Origin of the sequence: Actinomadura atramentaria DSM 43919 (genome assembly GCF_000381885.1) — a bacterium.
Taxonomy (GTDB): Bacteria; Actinomycetota; Actinomycetes; order Streptosporangiales; family Streptosporangiaceae; genus Spirillospora; species Spirillospora atramentaria.
Genome location: NZ_KB907225.1, coordinates 93,765 through 112,931, shown reverse-complemented (window position 1 = coordinate 112,931; position 19,167 = coordinate 93,765). Strand labels below are relative to the sequence as shown.

Below are 19,167 nucleotides of genomic sequence, written 5' to 3'. Positions count from 1 at the left end.
TCAGCGGCCTTTCTCCTCGGCGGGCTCCGCCGCCTCCTGCGGCCAGTGCAGGTCGAAGGCGGGGCGGATGGAGCGGATGCGCGGCAGCTCGGTGAAGTTGTGGCGCGGCGGCGGGCACGACGTCGCCCATTCCAGCGAGCCGCCCGTGCCCCACGGGTCGTCCACGCCGACCGTCCCGGCGCGGCGGTGCGTCCGCAGGACGTTCCACAGGAACGCGAACGTGGACGCGCCGAGGACGAACGACCCGATGGACGAGACGAAGTTCAGCGTCGTGAACTGGTCGGCGTAGTCCGCGTACCGGCGCGGCATCCCCTGCGCGCCGAGCCAGTGCTGGACGAGGAACGTGGTGTGGAAACCCACGAACAGCGACCAGAAGTGAACGCGGCCCCAGCCGTTGTGCAGCTTCTTGCCGGTCATCTTCGGCCACCAGAAGTAGAAGCCGCCGAACATCGCGAACACGACCGTCCCGAACAGCACGTAGTGGAAGTGCGCGACGACGAAGTAGGAGTCGGTGACCGAGAAGTCCAGCGGGGGAGAGGCCAGGATGACGCCGGTCAGCCCGCCGAACAGGAACGTCACCAGGAACCCGACCGCGAACAGCATCGGCGGCTCGAAGGTGAGCTGGCCGCGCCACATCGTCCCGACCCAGTTGAAGAACTTGATGCCGGTCGGGATCGCGATGAGGAACGACATGAACGAGAAGAACGGCAGCACGACGCGGCCCGTCGCGAACATGTGGTGCGCCCACACCGTCATCGACAGGCCGGTGATCGAGATCGTCGCCAGGACCATCCCGATGTAGCCGAACAGCGGTTTGCGGGCGAACACCGGGAAGATCTCGGTGACGATCCCGAAGAACGGCAGCGCCACGATGTAGACCTCGGGATGCCCGAAGAACCAGAAGAGGTGCTGCCACATCAGCGCACCGCCGTGGTCGGCGTCGTAGATGTGCATTCCGAGGCGGCGGTCGCCTTCCAGCGCCAGCAGCGCCGCCGTCAGGACGGGGAAGGCGATCATCACCATCAGGCTCGTGAGCAGCACGTTCCAGACGAAGATCGGGAGCCGGAACATCGTCATGCCGGGCGCGCGCATCCCGATGATCGTCGTCGTGATGTTCACGGCCGTCAGCGTCGTGCTGACGCCCGACATCACCAGGCCCATCGCCCACAGGTCGCCGCCCTGGCCGGGGGAGCGGGTGACGTCCGACAGCGGCGTGTAGGCGAACCACCCGAACGCCGCCGGACCGCGCGGCGTGAAGAACCCGAGCAGGACGATCACCGCGCCGAACAGGTACAGGTAGTAGCTGATCGTGTTCAGGCGCGGGAACGCGACGTCGGGCGCGCCGATCTGCAAGGGCACCAGAACGTTCGCGAAACCCGAGAACAGCGGCGTCGCGAAAAGCAGCAGCATGATCGTGCCGTGCATGGTGAAGAGCTGGTTGTAGACGCTGTTCCCCATGATCTGCAGGCCGGGTTCCAGCAGTTCCGCGCGCATGAACATCGCCATGACCCCGGCGATGAGGAACATCGTGAACGACGTCCCGAGATAGAGGTAGCCGACGACCTTGTGGTCGGTCGTGGCGAGGACGTGCTCGAAGCGGGTGCCCTTGCGGTGGCGGCTCAGGGCCTCCCGCGCGCTGGTGTCCGGGCTCTCCTCGACCGCCGTCATGGCCTTCCGTCCTCCCGGTCCTCGTCGTACCGGCCCTGCCCGCCGCCGGAGACCTCGCCGTCGTAGTCGAGGTAGAACCGGTTCGCGCGGGTGCGGAGCTGCGCCTTGATCCGCCCCGGCGTCGGCAGCGGGATCAGGTGGTCCGGGTACGGCGCGACCAGCTCGCGCGGCTGGCGGACGCGCGTCAGCGCCGCCTCTTCGGGTGTTTCCGGGTCGTGGTGCTCCAGGTAGCCGCCGCGCGGGCTCAGCCAGACCGTCCCGCTCTCCACGCCTTCCTCGGCGGTGCGGACGTCGCGGCGCTGCAGGCTCAGGCACGCCCGCCGCGTCACCGCGAACGCGACGGCCGGGAACACGAAGAAACCGGCGCGGAAGAACCAGGTCGTGGCCTCCAGCGGGGCGCCGAACGTCACGGCGAGGACGTCGTTGCCGCCCGCGGCCCACAGGTTCCCGTACCAGGCGATGACGGCCGCCCCGATCGCCGTCCGCGTCGCGGCGTTGCGCGGGCGGTCCAGCAGGTGGTGGTAGCGCCGGTCGCCCGTCGCCCAGCGCTCGAAGAACGGGTACAGCGCGACGCACGTCAGGAAGACGCCGGGCAGCACGATCGTCGGCAGGAACACGTTCCACGAGATCGTGTGGCCCGCGACGGTCGTGCTGACGCGCGGCATGATCCGCAGTGCGCCCTCCAGGAACCCGACGTACCAGTCGGGCTGCGCGGACGTGGAGTCCTGCGCGGTGTCGTACGGCCCGTACAGCCACACCGGGTTGATCTGGAACGCCGTCGCGAGCACCGCCAGAATCCCGAACGTGTAGAGGAAATAAGCGGCGCTCTGCGCGGCGAAATGCGGGTAGGTCGGCTCGCCGGAGACCTTGCCCTCGACGCGTCCCTTCGCCGGGAACTGGGTGTGCGTCTGGTGCCAAAGGATCATCAGGTGCGCGGTGATCAGGCCGAGCAGCAGCGCGGGGACGAGCAGGATGTGCATCGTGAACAGGCGCGGGATGATCTGCTCGCCGGGGAACTCGCCGCCGAACACGAAGAAACTCACGTACGTGCCGACGATGGGAATGGCGAGCATGATGCCGTCCGCCGTGCGCAGGCCCGTCCCGGAGAGCAGGTCGTCGGGCAGCGAGTAACCCGCGAAACCCTCGGCGAGCGCCAGCGTGAAAAGGGTGACGCCGATCAGCCAGTTGATCTCGCGCGGCTTGCGGAACGCGCCTGTGAAGAAGATCCGCAGCAGGTGCGCGCAGATCGCCGCGACGAACAGCACCGCCGCCCAGTGGTGGAGCTGGCGCATCAGCAGGCCGCCGCGCACGTCGAACGTGATGTGCAGCGTGGACGCGTACGCCTCGCTCATCGTGATGCCGTTCAGCGCCCGGTACGAGCCGTCGTAGACGATCTCGTCGTTCGTCGGGTGGAAGAACAGCGTGAGGAACGTGCCGGTGAGCAGCAGGACGACGAACGAGTACAGCGCGATCTCGCCCAGCAGGAACGACCAGTGCTTCGGGAACGCCTTGCGGAGGTTGCGCGCCGCGAAACCGGCCACGCCGAGGCGGTCGTCGATCGCGCGGGCCGTCCCGGTCGCGAGCCGCGCGCCCCGTCCGCTCACCGGACCGCCACCCGGATCGCAGCGCACGGCGACGGCATGAGCGATCTCCTTCCGGGACTCCCCTGGGGACGCGGTGGTGTCTCACCGACCGCGCGGCGGCGAAACACGCCGGCCCGTCCCATCGGTGCGGTCGAGGGGTGAATGCCCAGCTCAGCGACCATCAACCGAGGTGGAGAACCAAAGATCGTCAAGGCTCGGACCGCGTCGCGCGCCCGCCCGGGCGCGCGGCGGTCCGTCAGTCGAGCAGCTTGGCCAGCCGCTTCGGGGCGATGAGGCGGTAGCTGTCCTCGATGAGTTCGGCCAGTTCGTCCCAGTCCTGGGGGACGTCGAGACGGGCGGCGACCCAGCCCTTGGCGCCGACGTAGGGCGGGACGTAGAAGCGCTCCGGGTCGCCCTCGACCAGCGCCTGCTGGACGCCGGGACCGGCCTTGACGGTCAGGGCCGCGCCGTCCCGCATCGTCATCGCGAACAGCTTGTCGCGCACGCGGAAGCTCGGCGCGGTGTGGCCGCCGAACGGTTTCTCGACGGCCTCCGGCAGCGCCAGGCAGATCTCCCGGAGGCGCTGCGCGATCTCTTCGGCGGCCTCGTCGCTGAGCCCGCCGCCTGCGGCTTCGTCCATGCGGGCGACTCTACGACGGCCCGCCGACAGAATGCGGACGGGCCGTCCGGCCCGGAGCGGGCCGGACGGCCGTTCCCCTGAGGAGGGGGGTCCGCGGCGGCGGTCCGCGCCCGCCGCCGTCGCCGGGACGGGCACCGCCGCGCGAGTACGCGCCGCCCTCAGGAGACCACGCCGCGCGCGACTTAGTCAACCATCCCTACTGGATTACTAGGTTAAGCGTTGACGCGAAATCCTACTTTTCCTACTATGTAGATAGGTAAAGGGCGTCCGCAACCGGAAGCCGGGACGGCGCAGCGAAGGAGACTCCCCGCCATGCCCAAGCAGATCCATCTCGCGGCCCACTTCCCCGGCGTCAACAACACGACCGTCTGGTCCGACCCCCGCTCCGGCAGCCAGATCGACTTCGCGTCGTTCGTCCACCTCGCGCGCACCGCCGAGCGCGCCAAGTTCGACTTCTTCTTCCTGGCCGAGGGCCTGCGCCTGCGCGAGCTGAAAGGCCGCATCCACGACCTCGACGTCGCCGGGCGGCCCGAGTCGCTGACCGTCCTCGCCGCGCTCGCCGCCGTCACGACCCGCCTCGGCCTCGCCGCGACGGTCAACTCCACGTTCAACGAGCCGTACGAGGTCGCGCGGCGGCTCGCGACGCTCGACCACCTCAGCGAGGGCCGCGCCGCGTGGAACGTCGTGACCAGCTACGACGCGTTCACCGGCGAGAACTTCCGGCGCGGCGGGTTCCTGGACGAGGCCGACCGCTACACCCGCGCCGCCGAGTTCCTGCACACCGCGCGCGAGCTGTGGGACTCCTGGTCGGCGGCGGACCTCGTCGCGGACCCGGCCGAGGGCCGCTTCGTCCGCGAGGACGCGGGAGCGTTCCGCCACGAAGGCCAACATTTCGCCATCCAAGGCCGGTTCACGACGCCGCGCGGCCCGCAGGGGCATCCCGTCATCATCCAGGCGGGCGACTCCGACGAGGGCCGCGAGTTCGCCGCCCGCGACGCCGACGTCATCTTCAGCCGCCACTCGACGCTGGAGGACGGCCGAGCGTTCTACAAGGACGTCAAGAGCCGCCTGGCCAAGTACGGCCGCCGCCCGGCCGATCTGAAGATCATGCCCGCCGTCACCTACGTCCTCGGCGACTCCGAGCGGGACGCCGCCGAGCGCGCCGCCGAGATCCGCCGCGCCCAGGTCTCCCCGCAGAACGCCCTCGCGTTCCTGGAGGCCGTCTGGGGCCGCGACCTGTCCGGCTACGACCCGGACGGCCCGCTGCCCGACGTCGAACCCGACCTGGCGGGCGGCGTCTCCAAGGGCCGCGCCCAGTTCCGCGGCGACCGCTCCGAGACCGTCCGCCGCTGGCGCGAGCTGGCCGAGGACCGCGGCCTCAGCATCCGCGAACTGGCGATCGAGGCGACGTCGCGGCAGACGTTCGTCGGCACGGCGCGGACCGTCGCGGACCGCATCGACGAGTTCGTGCAGACCGACGCCGCCGACGGCTTCGTCTTCGTCCCGCACCTGACCCCCGGCGGCCTGGACGACCTCGCCGAGCACGTCGTCCCGCTGCTCCAGGAGAAGGGCGTCTTCCGCGCCGACTACACCGGGCCGACCCTGCGCGACCACCTCGGCCTCGGCCCGGCCCGCACCCCCGAGGAGACCGCGTGACCCACCTGCACCTCGCCGCCGCGCTGGACGGCGCCGGCTGGCATCCCGCCGCGTGGCGCGAGCCGGGCGCCCGCCCCGCCGACCTGTTCGCCCCCGCGTACTGGACGGGGCTCGCCGCCGAGGCCGAGCGCGCCGCCCTGGACCTGGTGACGTTCGAGGACGCGCTCGCGCTCCAGTCGTCGGACGTCCTGGCCCCCGACCACCGCACCGACCAGGTCCGGGGACGGCTCGACGCGGTGCTGCTCGCGTCGCGCGTCGCGCCCGCGACGTCCCGGATCGGGCTCGTCCCGACCGTGAACACCACGCACACCGAGCCGTTCCACGTCGGGATCGGCATCGCGACGCTCGACCACGTCAGCGGCGGCCGCGCGGGCTGGCGGCCGCGGATCTCCGCGAGCGCCGCCGACGCCGCGCACTTCGGGCGGCGGGACGTCGTCGCGCTGACGCCCGAGGACCTGACCAGCCCGGCCGCGCGGTCGTTCGTCCGCGAGCTGTTCGACGAGGCCGCCGACGCCGTCGAGGTCGCCCGCCGCCTCTGGGACAGCTGGGAGGACGACGCCGAGATCCGCGACGTCGCCACCGGCCGCTTCCTGGACCGCGACAAACTCCACTACATCGACTTCGAGGGCGCGCACTTCAGCGTGCGCGGGCCGTCGATCACGCCGCGCCCGCCGCAGGGGCAGCCGCTCGTCGCGGCGCTCGCGCACAGCGCCGTCCCGTACGAGTTCGCGGCGCGCGCCGCCGACGTCGTGTTCGTCACGCCGCACTCGCGGGACGAGGCGGCGGCGATCGTCGCGGAGGTCCGCGCGGCCGAGGAGCGCGTCGGCCGGGACGGCGCGCCGCTGACCGTCCTCGCGGACCTCGTCGTGCTGCTGGACGACGCGCCGGGCGCGGCGGCGGACCGGCTCGCCCGCCTCGACGCCGTCGACCCGCTCGCCTCGGACGCCGGGACCGTCGCGGGCACCGCCGCCGAAGTCGCGGACGTCCTGCTGGACTGGCGCGGCGCGGGCCTCGCCGGATACCGGCTGCGGCCCGCCGTCCTCCCGCACGACCTCGAAGGCGTCACCCGCGCGCTCGTCCCCGAGCTGCGGCGGCGCGGCGCGTTCCGCGACGGGTACGCCGAGACCTCGCTGCGCGCCCGCTTCGGCCTGCCGCGCCCCGCCGACCGCTACGCCACCACCTCCGGGAGCTCCCGATGAGCACGACGCCGCTGTCCGTCCTCGACCTCGCGCCGATCCCGGCGGGCGGCACCGCCGCCGGGGCGCTGCGCGACACCCTCGACCTGGCCCGCCGCGCCGAGACCGCGGGCTACCACCGGTACTGGCTCGCCGAGCACCATCTCGCGCCGGGCGTCGCCAGCGCCGCGCCGCAGGTGCTGATCGCGGCCGTCGCCGCCGCGACGTCCCGGATTCGCGTCGGCTCCGGCGCGGTGCAGACCGGCCACTGGACGGCGCTGGCCGTCGCGGAGCAGTTCGCGACGCTCGGCGCGCTGCACCCCGGCCGGATCGACCTCGGCCTCGGCCGCTCCGGGCAGCGCCGCGCCGAGGCCGCCGAGCGCGCCGCCGCGCCCCCGCCGCGCCGCCCGGCGCGGGTCGTGGACGGGCTGCTGCTCCCGAGCGCGTTCGAGTTCGCGTCCCGCCTGGCCGCGTCGCCCCGGTTCGCGCTGATGACCGCCCTGCTCCAGCAGCCGGGCGCGGAGTCGCCCGGGTTCGCCGCGCAGGTGGACGACATCACAGCGCTGCTCGACGGCACGTACCGGTCGCCGGACGGCGAGGTCGCGCGGGCGCTGCCGGACGGCGACGAGACGACCCGGCCCGAGCTGTGGATACTCGGCAGCAGCGGCGGGGAGAGCGCGCGCGTCGCGGGCGAGCGCGGGCTGCCGTTCGCGGCGAACTACCACGTCAGCCCGGCGAACGTGCTGGACGCGGTGGACGCGTACCGGGCGGCGTTCCGGCCCGGGGCGCTGGCCGAGCCGTACGTCGTGGTGTCGGCGGACGTCGTCGTGGCCGACACCGACGAGGAGGCGCGCCGGCTGGCGTCGCCGTACGGGCTGTGGGTGCGCAGCATCCGCACGCACCTCGCGGCGATCCCGTTCCCGACGCCGCAGGACGCCGCCGCGCACGTCTGGAGCGACGAGGACCGCGCGCTGGTCGCGGACCGGGTGGACACCCAGTTCGCCGGGTCGCCGGAGACGGTCGTGGAGCGGCTGGAGACGCTGCGCCGCGTCACGGGCGCGGACGAGCTGCTGGTCACGACGATCACCCACGAGCACGAGGCGCGCGTCCGGTCCTACGACCTGCTCGCCAAGGCGTGGTCGGCCGCCTGACGCGCGACGCGGACGGGCCGGGGTTCCGCCCGGCCCGTCCGGCTCCCGTCAGCCCGCCGCGGGGGCGGGCTGCTCCGGCTCCTCGGGCTTGGCCGCCGTCTCGGCGGGGGCGCCCGGCTCGTCCGGCTCGTTCTTGGAGAACGCCGCCGCGTGGGTCCGCAGCGGGACCTCCTTGATCAGCGCCGACAGCACCAGCGCGATCAGCAGCACGCCCGCGCCGACCAGGAACGCGACCGTCAGCGCGCCGGTGAACCCGGCCTTGAACGGGTGGGCGAGCGCCGGGTCGAGGTGGTTGAGGAACGTCATGTTGTTGAGCACGTCGTCGCCGCCGGACGACGCGTCGTGGAGCGTCTTCATCTGCTCGGGGTGCGCCTTCGCGGCCGCCTGGAACGCGGCCGTCCCGCGCGCGTCCGCGAACGAGCCGGCGATCTTGTCGCTCACCGTCGAGTAGACGATCGACAGGAACACCGCGACGCCGAGCGTGCCGCCGAGCTGCCGGAAGAACGTCGTCGACGACGTCGCCACGCCGATGTCGCGCGGCGGGACCGCGTTCTGCATCGCCAGGACGATCGTCTGCATGTTCAGGCCGAGGCCCGCGCCGACGACGAACATGGCGGCGTCCACGTAGACCAGGCTCGTGTCGGCCGTCAGCCCGAAGAGCATCAGCATCCCGACGACGAGCAGCCCGGACCCGATCACCGGGAAGATCTTGTACCGGCCCGTCCGCGACGTGATCTGGCCGGACACCATCGACAGCGACATGATCCCGAGCATCAGCGGCAGCGTCAGCAGGCCCGCCTTGGTGGGGGAGTAGCCCTTGACGAGCTGGAGGTACAGCGGGATCAGCGTGATGCCGCCGAACATGCCGATGCCGATGATCGCGGACTGCGTCGTCCCCAGGGCGAACATCCGGTTGCGGAACAGGCGCGGCGGCAGGAGGGCCTCGTCGCCCGCGCGCAGCTCGGCCAGCACGAACGCGATGATCCCGACGACGCCGATCCCGTAGCACGACAGCGCCGCCGCCGACCCCCAGCCCCACTCCCGGCCGCGCTCGGCGACCAGCAGCAGCGGGACGAGCGCGATGATCAGCGACGCCGCGCCCGCGTAGTCGATCCGGTGCGGGCGCGGCTCGTGGTTCAGGTGCAGCACCCTGGCGACGACGACCAGCGCGAGCACGCCGATCGGGACGTTGATGAGGAAGATCCAGCGCCAGCCGTCCACGCCGAGGAGCTGGTCCTGCCCGGCGAGCGCGCCGCCGATGACCGGCCCGAGCACGCTGGACGTGCCGAACACGGCCATGAAGTAGCCCTGGTACTTGGCGCGCTCGCGCGGCGGGATGATGTCGCCGATGATCGCCAGCGCGAGCGACATCAGGCCGCCCGCGCCGATGCCCTGGAAGGCGCGGAACGCGGCGAGCATATACATCGACGTCGACAGCGTGCAGAGCGCCGAGCCGAAGATGAACACCGAGATCGCGAAGATGAAGAACGGCTTGCGGCCGTACTGGTCCGACAGCTTGCCGTACAGCGGCGTCGCGATGGTGGACGTGATCAGGAACGCGGTCGTGACCCAGGCCTGCGCGGTCAGGCCGTCGAGGCTCTCGCCGATGCGGTAGATCGCCGTGGACACGACCGTCTGGTCCAGGGCGGCGAGGAACATGCCGAGCAGCAGCCCGGACAGGATCACCATGATCTGGCGGTGGGTGTAGCCGGTGGGCTCCGCGGCCCGTGGCGCCCCGCCGGGCGCCGGTTCGGCCGGGTCGGCCGAACCGGCCGGCGGGGCGTCGGCGTTGGTGCTCATGTGGTCGGGTCCTCTCGTGTGCGATGCGGGGTCGGACCCCCGCATCCCCCCGCTGGGCAGGCGGGCAGGGGTGGGGCGGTGTTCGTGAGGGAGGGAGGGCCTGGGGGATCGTCCCGATTTGTCGGGTTTGGTGCGGTCCAACGGCCTGAATCCCGGTCTGGGGCGGGAGACGGGACAGCCTTTTCTAGCACATACCTGTATGACGCACGCAACTAAATAAGCCGCTTCGCGGCGATCCGTCCAGGGCCCCCACCGCCGCCCGCTTCGCCGGGCCGTTGACGGACGCGGCGGCGTCGGTCTCGTTGGCGACGCGCGGCCGCCTGCGCGCTCTGGCGATGCGTGCGATGACGGGCGCCGCTCACCGGCGCGATGCGCTCCGGGGCGGCGGCGGACGCGCCGCCGGACAGGGTCCCGCTTTCGCGGTACATGCGGAGAAAATTCCCGCTTTCGTGGCCGACTACGGCCGCCCAGGTCGCACTCCCCGGCGACGCGGAGGTCTCCGCGGGGAGAGCCAGGTATCGCCGACGGGAGCCCCCGGCGCGGTGCTTACGGGAGTTCGTCGCGGGTCGGCGTCCGGGCGTCCGTGTCCCCGGAATCGGGTGAATCCTCCGGTTCGTCCGCGCTCTTCGTTCCAGCCGGGTCCACCGGGTCGTCGGGGTGTTCCGCCAGGGCGGTGGCGACCTCGGGCGGCAGCTCGTCCGGCGGGTCGCGCAGGGCGGGCCAGGCGCGGTAGACGACGGCCGCGATCGGCACCGCGACGGCCGCGCCGGGGATGCCGCCCGCGATCCCGCCCACGCTGATCGCCAGGATGATCGCCAGCGGGTGCAGCCGCACGAGCCGCCCGACGAGCAGCGGCTGCAGCAGATGGCTCTCGATCTGGTGCTCGATGATCAGGATGCCGAGGAACACCAGCGCCGCGACCCCGCCCTTCGCGCCGAACGTCACCGCGACGGCGAGCGCGCCGCCGACCAGGATGCCGACGATCGGGATGAAGCTCCCCAGGAAGATCACGACCGCGAGCGGCGCGACCAGCGGCACCCCGAGGATCGCCAGCACGACGGCCAGCACGACCGCGTGGATCGCCGCGACCATCACCGTCCCGTGGACGTACTGCGACAGCGTCTCCCACGCGGCGCGGCCCGCGCGGTCCACCCGCGCGCGGTACCGGCCGGTGCCGCTGATCGTCCACGCCCAGATCCGGCTGCCGTCCTTGAGCAGGAAGAACGTCACGAACACCATGAAGACGAGCGCGGTCAGGATCTCGGCGGTGAGCGTCCCGGCCTCCAGCGCGGTGTCGGCGATCTTCCCGCGCCGCTGCTCCAGGTAGTCGATGCCCTTGTCCAGGCTGTCCTGCAACTGCGAGTGCTTGATGTGGAACGGCCCGGTCTCCAGCCAGTGCTGGATGGACTTGGCCGTCACCTGGATCTCCGACGCCAGCTTCGGGAACTCCGAGTTCGCCTGGATGCCCACGTACGTGCCGATACCGCCGAGCACGGCGAGCCCGAACAGCATCGTCACCCACGTCGCGGCGAGCGCGGGCAGCCCGAGGCGCTCCAGCCGGGCGGTGAGCGGACGCAGCAGCGCGCACAGGAACAGCGCCACCGCGCACGGGATGAAGACGAACTTCAGCGTCCCGACGATCCACACGAGCCCGTAGCCGACGACGCCGATCGCGATGGCCCGCCACGACCAGGCCGCGACCGCCGCGAGCAGCGGCGGCACCGGCGGCCCGCCCGCCGGAGCCCTCTTCGCACCCATCCGCACCCGCCCGTCGCCGGAGAATCCCCGTCCATCATCGGGCACGGGCGGCTCCCGCGGAAACCCGCTGGTCGGCGTCCCGGCCCCGTGGTATCCAGGGTCCACGAGAAGAGGGAGGCCGTCCATGAGCCTTGCGATCTGCGTGTTCTGCGCGTCCAGCAGCAGGATCGACCCGCGCCACGTCGAACTGGCCGAACAGGTCGGCCGGGAGATCGCCCGGCGCGGGCACAGCCTGGTCAGCGGCGGGGGGACGATGTCGTGCATGGGCGCGGTCGCCCGGGGCGCGCGCGACGGCGGGGCCGCCACGGTCGGCGTCATCCCCGAGGGGCTGCTGGAGCTGGAGGTCGCGGACCAGGCCAGCGCCGAGCTGATCGTCACGCCCGACATGCGGTCCCGCAAGGGCGAGATGGACCGCCGCAGCGACGCGTTCCTCGTCCTGCCCGGCGGGATCGGCACGCTGGAGGAGCTGTTCGAGATCTGGACGGCCCGCACCCTCGGCATGCACACCAAGCAGATCGCGATCCTCGACCCGCTCGGCGTCTACGACCCGCTGCGCGAGCTGATGAAGAACCTCGCCGACACCGGGTTCGCCCGCGCGAAGGTCTTCGACGCGATCGGCTGGACGCGCTCGATGGACGAGGCGTTCGACCACCTGGAGCGCAGCCCGGTCCGCATCGAGGCGACGGCCGAGGACTACGCGGAGGCCGAACCCTGAACCGTCAGGCGAAGCCCGGGGCAGGGCGCTCGCCTGGCGGCTCGCCCCCTGCCCCGTGCGGGCGGCGTTCCGGCTGACGGAGCTGGCCCGCCCCGCGCGAGCGCGGACGCGCGCTGGAACCGCGCCCTGGATCAGGCGAGGCCGCGGACGGAGAGGGCCGGGGGGCGGGTGCCGCGTACCGAGTCGACCATCGCCAGGACGTCGCGGACGTCGCGCGACGAGGGGTCGGGCACCCGGAGGTGGCGGACGCCCAGCCACGCGTAGACCGCGACCTCGGCGAGCAGTTCCGGGCCGTCCGGCGCGGGCGTCACGGCGACCGGCGCGCCCGCCGCGACCAGCTCCGCGACGCGCGCGGCGGGCGGGCGCTCCCCGGCGTCCACCGCGCCGGGCGGGAGCGGCGCACCGGCCGCGAGCAGCCGGTCGTCCTGCGTTTCCATGCCCCGATCGTGGCACAGGACCGCCGCGCGCGTGTGGCACGATCGGGGGCGGCAACGGGGTCGACAGATCGGAGCGTGCGGTGATCGTGCTCATCATCCTGGCCTGCGTCGCGGTCCTGGGCGCGGTCGTCGCCCTGGCGGCGGGCCGGGGCGGCGAGCTGGCCGCGCCGCAGCCCGACCACGCGCCGCTGCCCTACCCGGAGGACTACCCGGTCAGCGGCGCGGAGGTGGCGGGGACGCGGCCGCCGCGCTCGATGTGGGGCTACCACCCGGCCGCGACCGAGCAGTTGCTGCACCGGTACGCCCGCGCGCTGGACGAGCGCGACGCCCGGCTGGCGTCCCTCCAGAACCAGGTGACCGAGCTGCGCCTGGGCGCGGCCGAGGGGCCGCCGCCGCACGTGACGCCGGGCGACCACCGCGCCGCGGCCGAGGACGGCCCCGAGGACGGCCCGGCCGGAAGTGTCGGCGGCGTCGGGTAGAACGGGGCGGTGAGCATCGCCGTCGCCGGTCTGGACGGACTCGCCCGCTGCCCCTGGGGCCTGTCCGCGCCGGACTACATCGCCTATCACGACACCGAGTGGGGCCGTCCCGTCCGGGACGATCAGGGGCTGTACGAGCGGCTGTGCCTGGAGGCCTTCCAGTCGGGCCTGTCCTGGCTGACGATCCTGCGCAAGCGCGAGGGGTTCCGCGCCGCGTTCGCCGGTTTCGACCCGGTCCGCGTCGCCGCGTTCGGCCCGGACGACGAGGCACGCCTCATGGCGGACGCGGGCATCGTCCGCAACCGCGCGAAGATCAGCGCGGCCGTCGCGAACGCGCGCGCCGCGCTGGAGGTCCCCGGCGGGCTGGCCGCGTTCGTGTGGCGCTACGCCGATCCGGACGCGCCCGCACCCGAGTCCACCGCCGACGTCCCGGCGACGACGCCCGCGTCCACGGCCCTGGCCAAGGACCTCAAGCGGCACGGCTTCCGGTTCGTCGGCCCGACGACGGCGTACGCGCTGATGCAGGCGTGCGGCCTAGTCGACGACCATCTGACGGGCTGCCACCGGCGCGGCGCGTACGCCGGGCTGTGACCGGCCGTCACCCGTCGAGGTCGGCGGGGTCGGTGAGCGGGGCCGGGTAGCCCGCCGGGAGCGCGTCGAGCCGCCACGGCGTGTGGACGTCGCGGCGGTCGAGGTCCGCGAGTTCGGGCACGTACCGGCGGACGTACGCGCCGTCGCGGTCGAACCGCCTCGCCTGCCGCAGCGGGTTGAGGTACTGGTTGGGCCGCGAGGTGTTGCCCGTCCCGGCGACGAGCTGCCAGTTGCCGGGGTCGTCGGCGGCGTCGCCGTCCACGAGCCACCGGTCGAAGTGGGCGAGGCCCGCGCGCCAGTCGACGCGCAGGAACCGGGTGAGGTACGTCGCGGTGATCAGCCGGACGCGGTTGTGCATCCAGCCCTCGCGGCGCAGTTGGCGCATGCCCGCGTCCACGATGGGGACGCCGGTGCGGCCGTCGCGCCACGCGTCGAGGGCTGCCGCGTCGTCGCGCCAGGGCGGGCCGGGCCGCCGGTAGTCGGCGCGCGGCAGGTCGGGGAACGCGGCGAGGATCTGGTGGTAGAAGTCGCGCCAGGCGACCTGGCGGACGAACTCGTCCGCGCCGCCGTGCTCGCGGGCGGCGGTGACGACCTCCAGCGGCGACAGGCAGCCGAACCGCAGGTAGCCGCTGAGCCGGGACGTGGCGTCGGCGGCGGGCGCGTCGCGTTCGTCGCCGTAGCGGTCGAGGCCGCCGCCGAGGTAGGCGCGCAGCCGTGCGCGCGCCTCGGTCTCGCCGCCGCGCGGCAGGTCGGGGGAGGCGCCGCGGGCGAACTTCCGCGCGATCGTCGCGGGGTCGGCCCGCCTGCCGGGCACGTCCGCCGCCTTGAGCCGCACGGTCGGCGCGGGCTCGCGGAACGCCGTCTTCTCCCACGCGCGCCAGTACGGCGTGAAGACGCGGTAGTGGTCGCCGCCGGACGGTGTCACCTCGCCCGGCGGGACGACGGTCAGGCCGGGATGGAACGACACCTCGAAGCCGTCGCGCGCCGCCGCGTCCTCCAGCGCCGCGCGCCGCCGCCGGGCGGTGCGGCTCACGTCGTCGGCCAGGAACACCGCCTGCGCCCCGGTCGCCCGCGCGAGCCTCGCCGCCTCCGCCGCCGGGTCGCCGCGCCGCAGGACGAGCGCGTCGCCGAGGTCGGCCAGGCAGTCCAGCAGGAACCGCGTCCGGTTGGGGGAGCGGGCGAGCAGCGCGTCGTCGAACACGAACAGCGGGACGACCCGCTTCGCGGCGTCCCGCGCGGCGGCCAGCGCCGGGTTGTCGCGCACCCGCAGGTCGCGGGTGAACAGCATGATCGCGGTGTCGGTCACGCTCTGATCGTCGCCCGCGCGACCGGCGCCCAGTCCGGTATCTCGCCGGTTTTCCCCGCTCTTTGCCGTCGCCGGTGGCGGCGCGCGGCCCGGCGCGGTTAGGAACGGACCACCGGCCGCCGACCCGACGGGAGACCCATGCGCGCGAGGACCGACGACCGTCCGGCCGCGATCCCGGCGGTCCGCCGGGCCCGGCCCCGGCTGGCGGTGTCGAGCTGCCTGGTCGGGGAGCCCGTCCGGTACAACGCGGGGCACAGCAGGCACCGCTTCCTCGCGGACCGGCTCGACGCGTTCGTGGACTGGGTCCCGGTCTGCCCCGAGATGGAACTGGGCCTCGGCGCGCCCCGGACGCCGCTGCGGATCGTCTCCGGCGACGGCGGCGACCGCCTCGTCGCCCGCGACGGCACCGCCGACCACACCGGCCCGGCGGCGGCGCTGGCCGAGCGGCGCAGCGCCGACCTGCCCGACCTCGACGGCTGGGTGCTGAAGTCGCGGTCCCCGAGCTGCGGCCCGCGCGGTGTCCAGCGGCACCACCGCGGCGGGATGCCCGCCGACCGGCGCGGCGCGGGCGTGTTCGCGGCGCGGCTGGCCGAGCTGCGCCCGCTGCTGCCGATCGAGGAGGACGGCCGCCTCAACGACCCCGTCCTGCGCGACCACTTCCTGGCCCGGATCTTCGCGCACGCCCGGCTGCGCGCCCTGTTCGCGGACGGCTGGAGCCCGCGCGACCTGGTCGACTTCCACTCCGCGCACAAGCTCCAGATGCTCGCGCACGACCCCGAGGGCTACCGCCGCACCGGCCGGATCGTCGCGGGCGCGGGCTCCCGGCCGCCCGCCGGGCTGGAGCGCGACTACCGGGCCGCGTTCGCCGGGGCGTTCGCGGCGCGGCCGACGCGGGGCCGCCACGTCAACGCCCTCCAGCACGTGTTCGCGCCGATGAGCCGCCGCCTGGACGACGCCCGCCGCCGCGACGTCGCGGAGGTGATCGCCGCCTACGGGCGCGGCGACGTGCCGCTGCAGGTCCCGCTGACGCTGCTGCGCCACCACGCGCGCGGGGAGGACATCGCCTACCTCGACGCCCAGACCTACTTCGAGCCGTATCCGCGCGAACTCGCGTGAACCGGGCCGCCGCCCGTCCCCGCGTGACCCATTCCCCCGTAATCATTGGGGTTTCGCGTTGCTCGTGTAGATGATCACAGTGCAGGTGATCAGGGTGGAAACCATCACTGATGTGTGCAGTCTTCCTATCTGGCGGCTGATCGTTACCACTTCGCGCCCGGAAGACGAGATAATGGGCTTACTGAAGACGCGGATGCGACAGGCGGCCACGCGGCCTACGGTGCCCCGAGGCCCCAACGGCCCTAAGGACGGAAGGGGATGCACGCATGGCGGCGATGAAGCCGCGGACGGGAGACGGTCCGCTCGAAGTGACCAAGGAGGGCCGCGGAATCGTCATGCGGGTCCCGCTGGAGGGCGGCGGACGCCTGGTGGTCGAGCTGTCCGCCGACGAGGCCAAGGAACTGGGCGACGCCCTCGCGCAGGTCGTGGGCTGACGGCTCCGCCCACGACCCTCGCTGACGGCCCCGGCGGCCCGTTCCGGCCGGGGCCTTCGTCGTGCCGGGCGTCCGGCGCGGCCTTCCGCAACTGATCAGGGGGACACGTTCATGCCCATCCAGACGCGGGTCCAGGCGCTCGGCGGGGCGCTGTCGGCGGCCGACGCCGACGTGCTGGCCGTCCCGGTCCCGGCCGGGGCCGCCGCGCCGGACGCGGAGATCGCCGCGTTCCTGCCCGTCCCGCTCGGCGAGCTGCTGGAGCTGCACCGGGCCAAGGGCGAGGCCGGGGAGGTCAACGCGACCCCCGTCAAGACCGGCGACCGGGTGCGCGAGCTGCTGCTGTACGGGGTCGGCGCGGCGACGCCCGCCGACCTGCGCCGCGCGGGGGCGGCGGTGGCGCGCCGCGCGAAGGGGCGGGGCTCGCTCGCGGTGGGCGTCCCCTCGGGGGACCTCGCGGCGTTCGTGGAGGGCGCGCTGCTGGCGTCCTACGAGTTCTGGATCGGCCGGGCGCCGTCGCGGCGCGCCGTCGAGACCGTCTTCGTGCTGACCGAGGCGGGCCCCGAGGCCGCCGCCGACGCCGTCGCGCTCGGGACGGTCCGCGCGCGGGCGACCGCCGCCGCCCGCGACCTCGCGAACACGCCGTCGGGCGAGAAGGGGCCGTCCTGGCTGGCGGACCGCGCGGTCGAGACCGGCGAGCGGGCCGGGCTGACGGTCCGCGTCCGCGACGAGAAGGAGCTGGCCGAGGGCGGTTTCGGCGGGCTCGTCGCGGTCGGCGGGGGCTCGCCGCGCCCGCCGCGCCTGGTCGAGCTGGCGTACCGGCCGGACGGCGCGGACGGCGCGCCGCACGTCGTGCTCGTCGGCAAGGGCATCACGTTCGACAGCGGGGGGCTGTCGCTCAAGCCCGGCCCGGCGATGACCACGATGAAGACGGACATGGCGGGCAGCGCCGTCGTGCTCGGCGTGCTGGGCGCACTGCGCGACCTGGGCGTCCGCGTGCGGGTGACGGGACTGCTGGCGGTCGCGGAGAACATGCCGTCCGGGTCCGCGATGCGCCCCGGCGACGTGATCACGCACTTCGGCGGGACGACGTCGGAGGTGCTGAACACCGACGCCGAGGGCCGTCTCGTCCTGGCCGACGCGCTCGCCTACGCCGACGCCGAGCTGGACCCGGACGTCCTGATCGACGTCGCGACGCTCACCGGCGCGGCGAAGGTCGCGCTCGGCCTGCGGCACGGCGCGCTGTTCGCGTCCGACGACGCGCTGGCCGCCGCGCTCACGGCCGCGGGCGAGGCGGCGGGCGAGCCGCTGTGGCGGCTGCCGCTCACCGAGGAGTACCGGCCCGCGATCGAGTCCGACGTCGCCGACATCGTCAACACCGGGCGGCCCGGCTACGGCGCGGGCGCGATCACGGCGGCGCTGTTCCTGCGCGAGTTCACCGGCGACCGCGCGTGGGCGCACCTGGACGTCGCCGGACCGGCCCGCGCGTCCGGCGACGACGGCGAGAACACCAAGGGCGCGACCGGCTACGCGACCCGGCTCCTGCTGTCCTACCTGGGCGGACTCGGCTGACCTCGGCGGAAAACCCGGTGCGGGGCCCGCACCGGGTTTCCTAGTCTGGGCGCCCATGACCCGGATCGAGCAGGTGGACCCCGCCGACGACCGGCGGTACGCCGAGTTCCACGACGCCTACGAGGCGTCCCACGACCTCGACTGCCTCATCCCGTGGACGGCGCGCGAGAAGCGCGTCCTCCTCGAACCCGACCCGTACGAGCGCTGCGCCGCGCTGCTCGCCCGCGACGACGCCGGGCGCGTCGTCGGCGGCGGGTCGGCGACGCTCCCGCGGCGCGACAACCTCACGTTCGCGTATCTGCAGGTCTGGACGCTCCCGGACCGCCGCCGCGAGGGCCACGCCACCGCCGTCCTCGCCGCGCTGGAGGACGCCGCCCGCGCCGCCGGGCGGACGAAGGCGCTCATCGGGGCCGCGTCCCCGGTGGGCGCGGAGCGACCGGCCGCGCCCGCGTTCGCGGCGGCGCGCGGCTACGAGTTCGACCTGCGCGACGCCGTCCGCGAGCTGCCGCTGCCCGCCGACCCGCCGGACGCCCCGGTCGACCCGGCGTACCGGCTGGCGAGCTGGCCCGGCGTCATCCCCGACGCGTACGTCGCGGAGTGGGCGCGGCTCCGGCACATCCTCACCGAGGAGGCCCCGAGCGGGGACGCCGGGATCGAGAACGAGCACTGGGACGCCGAGCGCGTCCGCCACCAGGAGCGGCTGCGCGAGCGCCAGGGCCGCGACGCGTGGGTGACCGTCGCCGTCGCGCCGGACGGGACGCTCGCCGGGCACACCGAGCTGTCCCTGCCGCGCGGCTCGGACGAGGCGCACCAGTGGGACACGCTCGTCCTGCCCGAGCACCGCGGCCACGGCCTCGGCCTGGCGATGAAGGCCGCGAACCTGCGCGCCGCCGCGCCGCTGCTCGCGGGCCGCCGCCGGATCACCACCTGGAACGCGGCGAGCAACGCCCCGATGATCGCGGTGAACGAGGCGCTCGGCTTCCGGCTGATCGCCTGGGAGGACGAGTACGTCAAGCGGCTCTGACCCGGGCCCCGGAGAAATTCTCGACCAGGGACCAATCCGGGGGCGGCCCGGCTCCGAATACCCCG

17 protein-coding genes are annotated in these 19,167 nt (G+C 73.8%); 10 read left to right on the top strand and 7 right to left on the bottom strand.

The genetic code is table 11. The annotated features are described in order from the left end of the window. From ctaD to G339_RS0129955, 3 genes are all read right to left on the bottom strand, one after another. Positions 1 to 1,668, bottom strand: a complete 1,668-nt coding sequence (gene ctaD / locus G339_RS0129965) for an aa3-type cytochrome oxidase subunit I (protein WP_019634758.1) — start codon at positions 1,666 to 1,668, stop codon at positions 1 to 3. After that, the gene (gene qcrB, locus G339_RS35805) at positions 1,665 to 3,272 is read right to left on the bottom strand and encodes a cytochrome bc1 complex cytochrome b subunit (RefSeq protein ID WP_019634757.1); all 1,608 of its coding nucleotides are present in this window, start codon (positions 3,270 to 3,272) and stop codon (positions 1,665 to 1,667) included. The genes ctaD and qcrB overlap by 4 nt, the downstream gene beginning before the upstream one ends. 235 nt (positions 3,273 to 3,507) lie before the next feature. After that, a complete protein-coding gene (locus tag G339_RS0129955) occupies positions 3,508 to 3,891 on the bottom strand; it encodes an MmcQ/YjbR family DNA-binding protein (protein ID WP_019634756.1) in 384 nt (127 codons plus the stop codon). Positions 3,892 to 4,203: 312 nt separating this feature from the next. On the opposite strand from G339_RS0129955, the gene G339_RS0129950 reads away from it, so the two are divergent. Genes G339_RS0129950 through G339_RS0129940 form a run of 3 tightly spaced genes read left to right on the top strand, consistent with a single transcriptional unit; the run spans position 4,204 to position 7,873 of the window. Beyond that, positions 4,204 to 5,547: an NtaA/DmoA family FMN-dependent monooxygenase gene (locus tag G339_RS0129950; protein ID WP_019634755.1), complete on the top strand. Its 1,344-nt coding sequence runs from the start codon at positions 4,204 to 4,206 to the stop codon at positions 5,545 to 5,547. Beyond that, the gene (locus G339_RS0129945) at positions 5,544 to 6,746 is read left to right on the top strand and encodes an LLM class flavin-dependent oxidoreductase (protein WP_019634754.1); all 1,203 of its coding nucleotides are present in this window, start codon (positions 5,544 to 5,546) and stop codon (positions 6,744 to 6,746) included. The genes G339_RS0129950 and G339_RS0129945 overlap by 4 nt, the downstream gene beginning before the upstream one ends. After that, positions 6,743 to 7,873 carry an LLM class flavin-dependent oxidoreductase gene (locus G339_RS0129940; RefSeq protein WP_019634753.1) on the top strand — a complete coding sequence of 377 codons (1,131 nt, stop codon included), beginning with the start codon at positions 6,743 to 6,745 and terminating at the stop codon, positions 7,871 to 7,873. The genes G339_RS0129945 and G339_RS0129940 overlap by 4 nt, the downstream gene beginning before the upstream one ends. A 48-nt stretch (positions 7,874 to 7,921) precedes the next feature. Here the strand turns inward: G339_RS0129940 and G339_RS0129935 are convergent, their stop codons facing one another. Together G339_RS0129935 and G339_RS35795 are read right to left on the bottom strand one after the other, a co-directional pair. Beyond that, entirely contained in the window at positions 7,922 to 9,673 is a 1,752-nt protein-coding gene (locus G339_RS0129935; protein ID WP_019634752.1) for an MDR family MFS transporter, read from the bottom strand. Positions 9,674 to 10,219: 546 nt separating this feature from the next. Then, entirely contained in the window at positions 10,220 to 11,476 is a 1,257-nt protein-coding gene (locus G339_RS35795; protein WP_169514801.1) for an AI-2E family transporter, read from the bottom strand. Between the two features lie 79 nt (positions 11,477 to 11,555). Here G339_RS35795 and G339_RS0129925 point away from each other — a divergent pair, with 79 nt between their 5' ends. Continuing rightward, complete coding sequence (locus G339_RS0129925) at positions 11,556 to 12,146, top strand: LOG family protein (protein WP_033324760.1); 591 nt, start codon at positions 11,556 to 11,558, stop codon at positions 12,144 to 12,146. 131 nt (positions 12,147 to 12,277) lie between these two features. Here the strand turns inward: G339_RS0129925 and G339_RS0129920 are convergent, their stop codons facing one another. After that, complete coding sequence (locus G339_RS0129920; RefSeq protein WP_019634748.1) at positions 12,278 to 12,583, bottom strand: hypothetical protein; 306 nt, start codon at positions 12,581 to 12,583, stop codon at positions 12,278 to 12,280. Positions 12,584 to 12,663: 80 nt separating this feature from the next. Here G339_RS0129920 and G339_RS35790 point away from each other — a divergent pair, with 80 nt between their 5' ends. Further along, positions 12,664 to 13,062 (top strand): hypothetical protein, encoded by a 399-nt coding sequence (locus tag G339_RS35790; RefSeq protein ID WP_019634747.1) that lies wholly within the window; start codon positions 12,664 to 12,666, stop codon positions 13,060 to 13,062. 9 nt (positions 13,063 to 13,071) lie between these two features. After that, the gene (locus tag G339_RS0129910) at positions 13,072 to 13,653 is read left to right on the top strand and encodes a DNA-3-methyladenine glycosylase I (protein WP_019634746.1); all 582 of its coding nucleotides are present in this window, start codon (positions 13,072 to 13,074) and stop codon (positions 13,651 to 13,653) included. 7 nt (positions 13,654 to 13,660) lie between these two features. On the opposite strand, the gene G339_RS0129905 is transcribed toward G339_RS0129910, so the two are convergent. Then, on the bottom strand, positions 13,661 to 14,959 hold the full coding sequence (locus G339_RS0129905; RefSeq protein ID WP_019634745.1) for a cryptochrome/photolyase family protein: 1,299 nt from the start codon (positions 14,957 to 14,959) through the stop codon (positions 13,661 to 13,663). Positions 14,960 to 15,097: 138 nt separating this feature from the next. Here G339_RS0129905 and G339_RS0129900 point away from each other — a divergent pair, with 138 nt between their 5' ends. From G339_RS0129900 to G339_RS37225, 4 genes are all read left to right on the top strand, one after another. After that, positions 15,098 to 16,075 (top strand): YbgA family protein, encoded by a 978-nt coding sequence (locus G339_RS0129900; RefSeq protein ID WP_019634744.1) that lies wholly within the window; start codon positions 15,098 to 15,100, stop codon positions 16,073 to 16,075. 266 nt (positions 16,076 to 16,341) lie between these two features. Next, positions 16,342 to 16,509, top strand: a complete 168-nt coding sequence (locus G339_RS38275; RefSeq protein WP_019634743.1) for a DUF3117 domain-containing protein — start codon at positions 16,342 to 16,344, stop codon at positions 16,507 to 16,509. Between the two features lie 111 nt (positions 16,510 to 16,620). Next, positions 16,621 to 18,078 carry a leucyl aminopeptidase gene (locus tag G339_RS0129890; protein ID WP_019634742.1) on the top strand — a complete coding sequence of 486 codons (1,458 nt, stop codon included), beginning with the start codon at positions 16,621 to 16,623 and terminating at the stop codon, positions 18,076 to 18,078. Between the two features lie 55 nt (positions 18,079 to 18,133). Then, positions 18,134 to 19,102 carry a GNAT family N-acetyltransferase gene (locus G339_RS37225; protein WP_051108002.1) on the top strand — a complete coding sequence of 323 codons (969 nt, stop codon included), beginning with the start codon at positions 18,134 to 18,136 and terminating at the stop codon, positions 19,100 to 19,102. Positions 19,103 to 19,167 lie beyond the last annotated feature (65 nt).

Coding starts and splice junctions, on each gene's coding strand:
- ctaD (WP_019634758.1), bottom strand. CDS start 1,668: ATGACGGCGGTCGAGGAGAGCCCGGACACCAGCGCGCGGGAGGCCCTG.
- G339_RS0129955 (WP_019634756.1), bottom strand. CDS start 3,891: ATGGACGAAGCCGCAGGCGGCGGGCTCAGCGACGAGGCCGCCGAAGAG.
- G339_RS0129950 (WP_019634755.1), top strand. CDS start 4,204: ATGCCCAAGCAGATCCATCTCGCGGCCCACTTCCCCGGCGTCAACAAC.
- G339_RS0129940 (WP_019634753.1), top strand. CDS start 6,743: ATGAGCACGACGCCGCTGTCCGTCCTCGACCTCGCGCCGATCCCGGCG.
- G339_RS0129935 (WP_019634752.1), bottom strand. CDS start 9,673: ATGAGCACCAACGCCGACGCCCCGCCGGCCGGTTCGGCCGACCCGGCC.
- G339_RS0129925 (WP_033324760.1), top strand. CDS start 11,556: ATGAGCCTTGCGATCTGCGTGTTCTGCGCGTCCAGCAGCAGGATCGAC.
- G339_RS0129920 (WP_019634748.1), bottom strand. CDS start 12,583: ATGGAAACGCAGGACGACCGGCTGCTCGCGGCCGGTGCGCCGCTCCCG.
- G339_RS0129900 (WP_019634744.1), top strand. CDS start 15,098: ATGCGCGCGAGGACCGACGACCGTCCGGCCGCGATCCCGGCGGTCCGC.
- G339_RS38275 (WP_019634743.1), top strand. CDS start 16,342: ATGGCGGCGATGAAGCCGCGGACGGGAGACGGTCCGCTCGAAGTGACC.
- G339_RS0129890 (WP_019634742.1), top strand. CDS start 16,621: ATGCCCATCCAGACGCGGGTCCAGGCGCTCGGCGGGGCGCTGTCGGCG.
- G339_RS37225 (WP_051108002.1), top strand. CDS start 18,134: ATGACCCGGATCGAGCAGGTGGACCCCGCCGACGACCGGCGGTACGCC.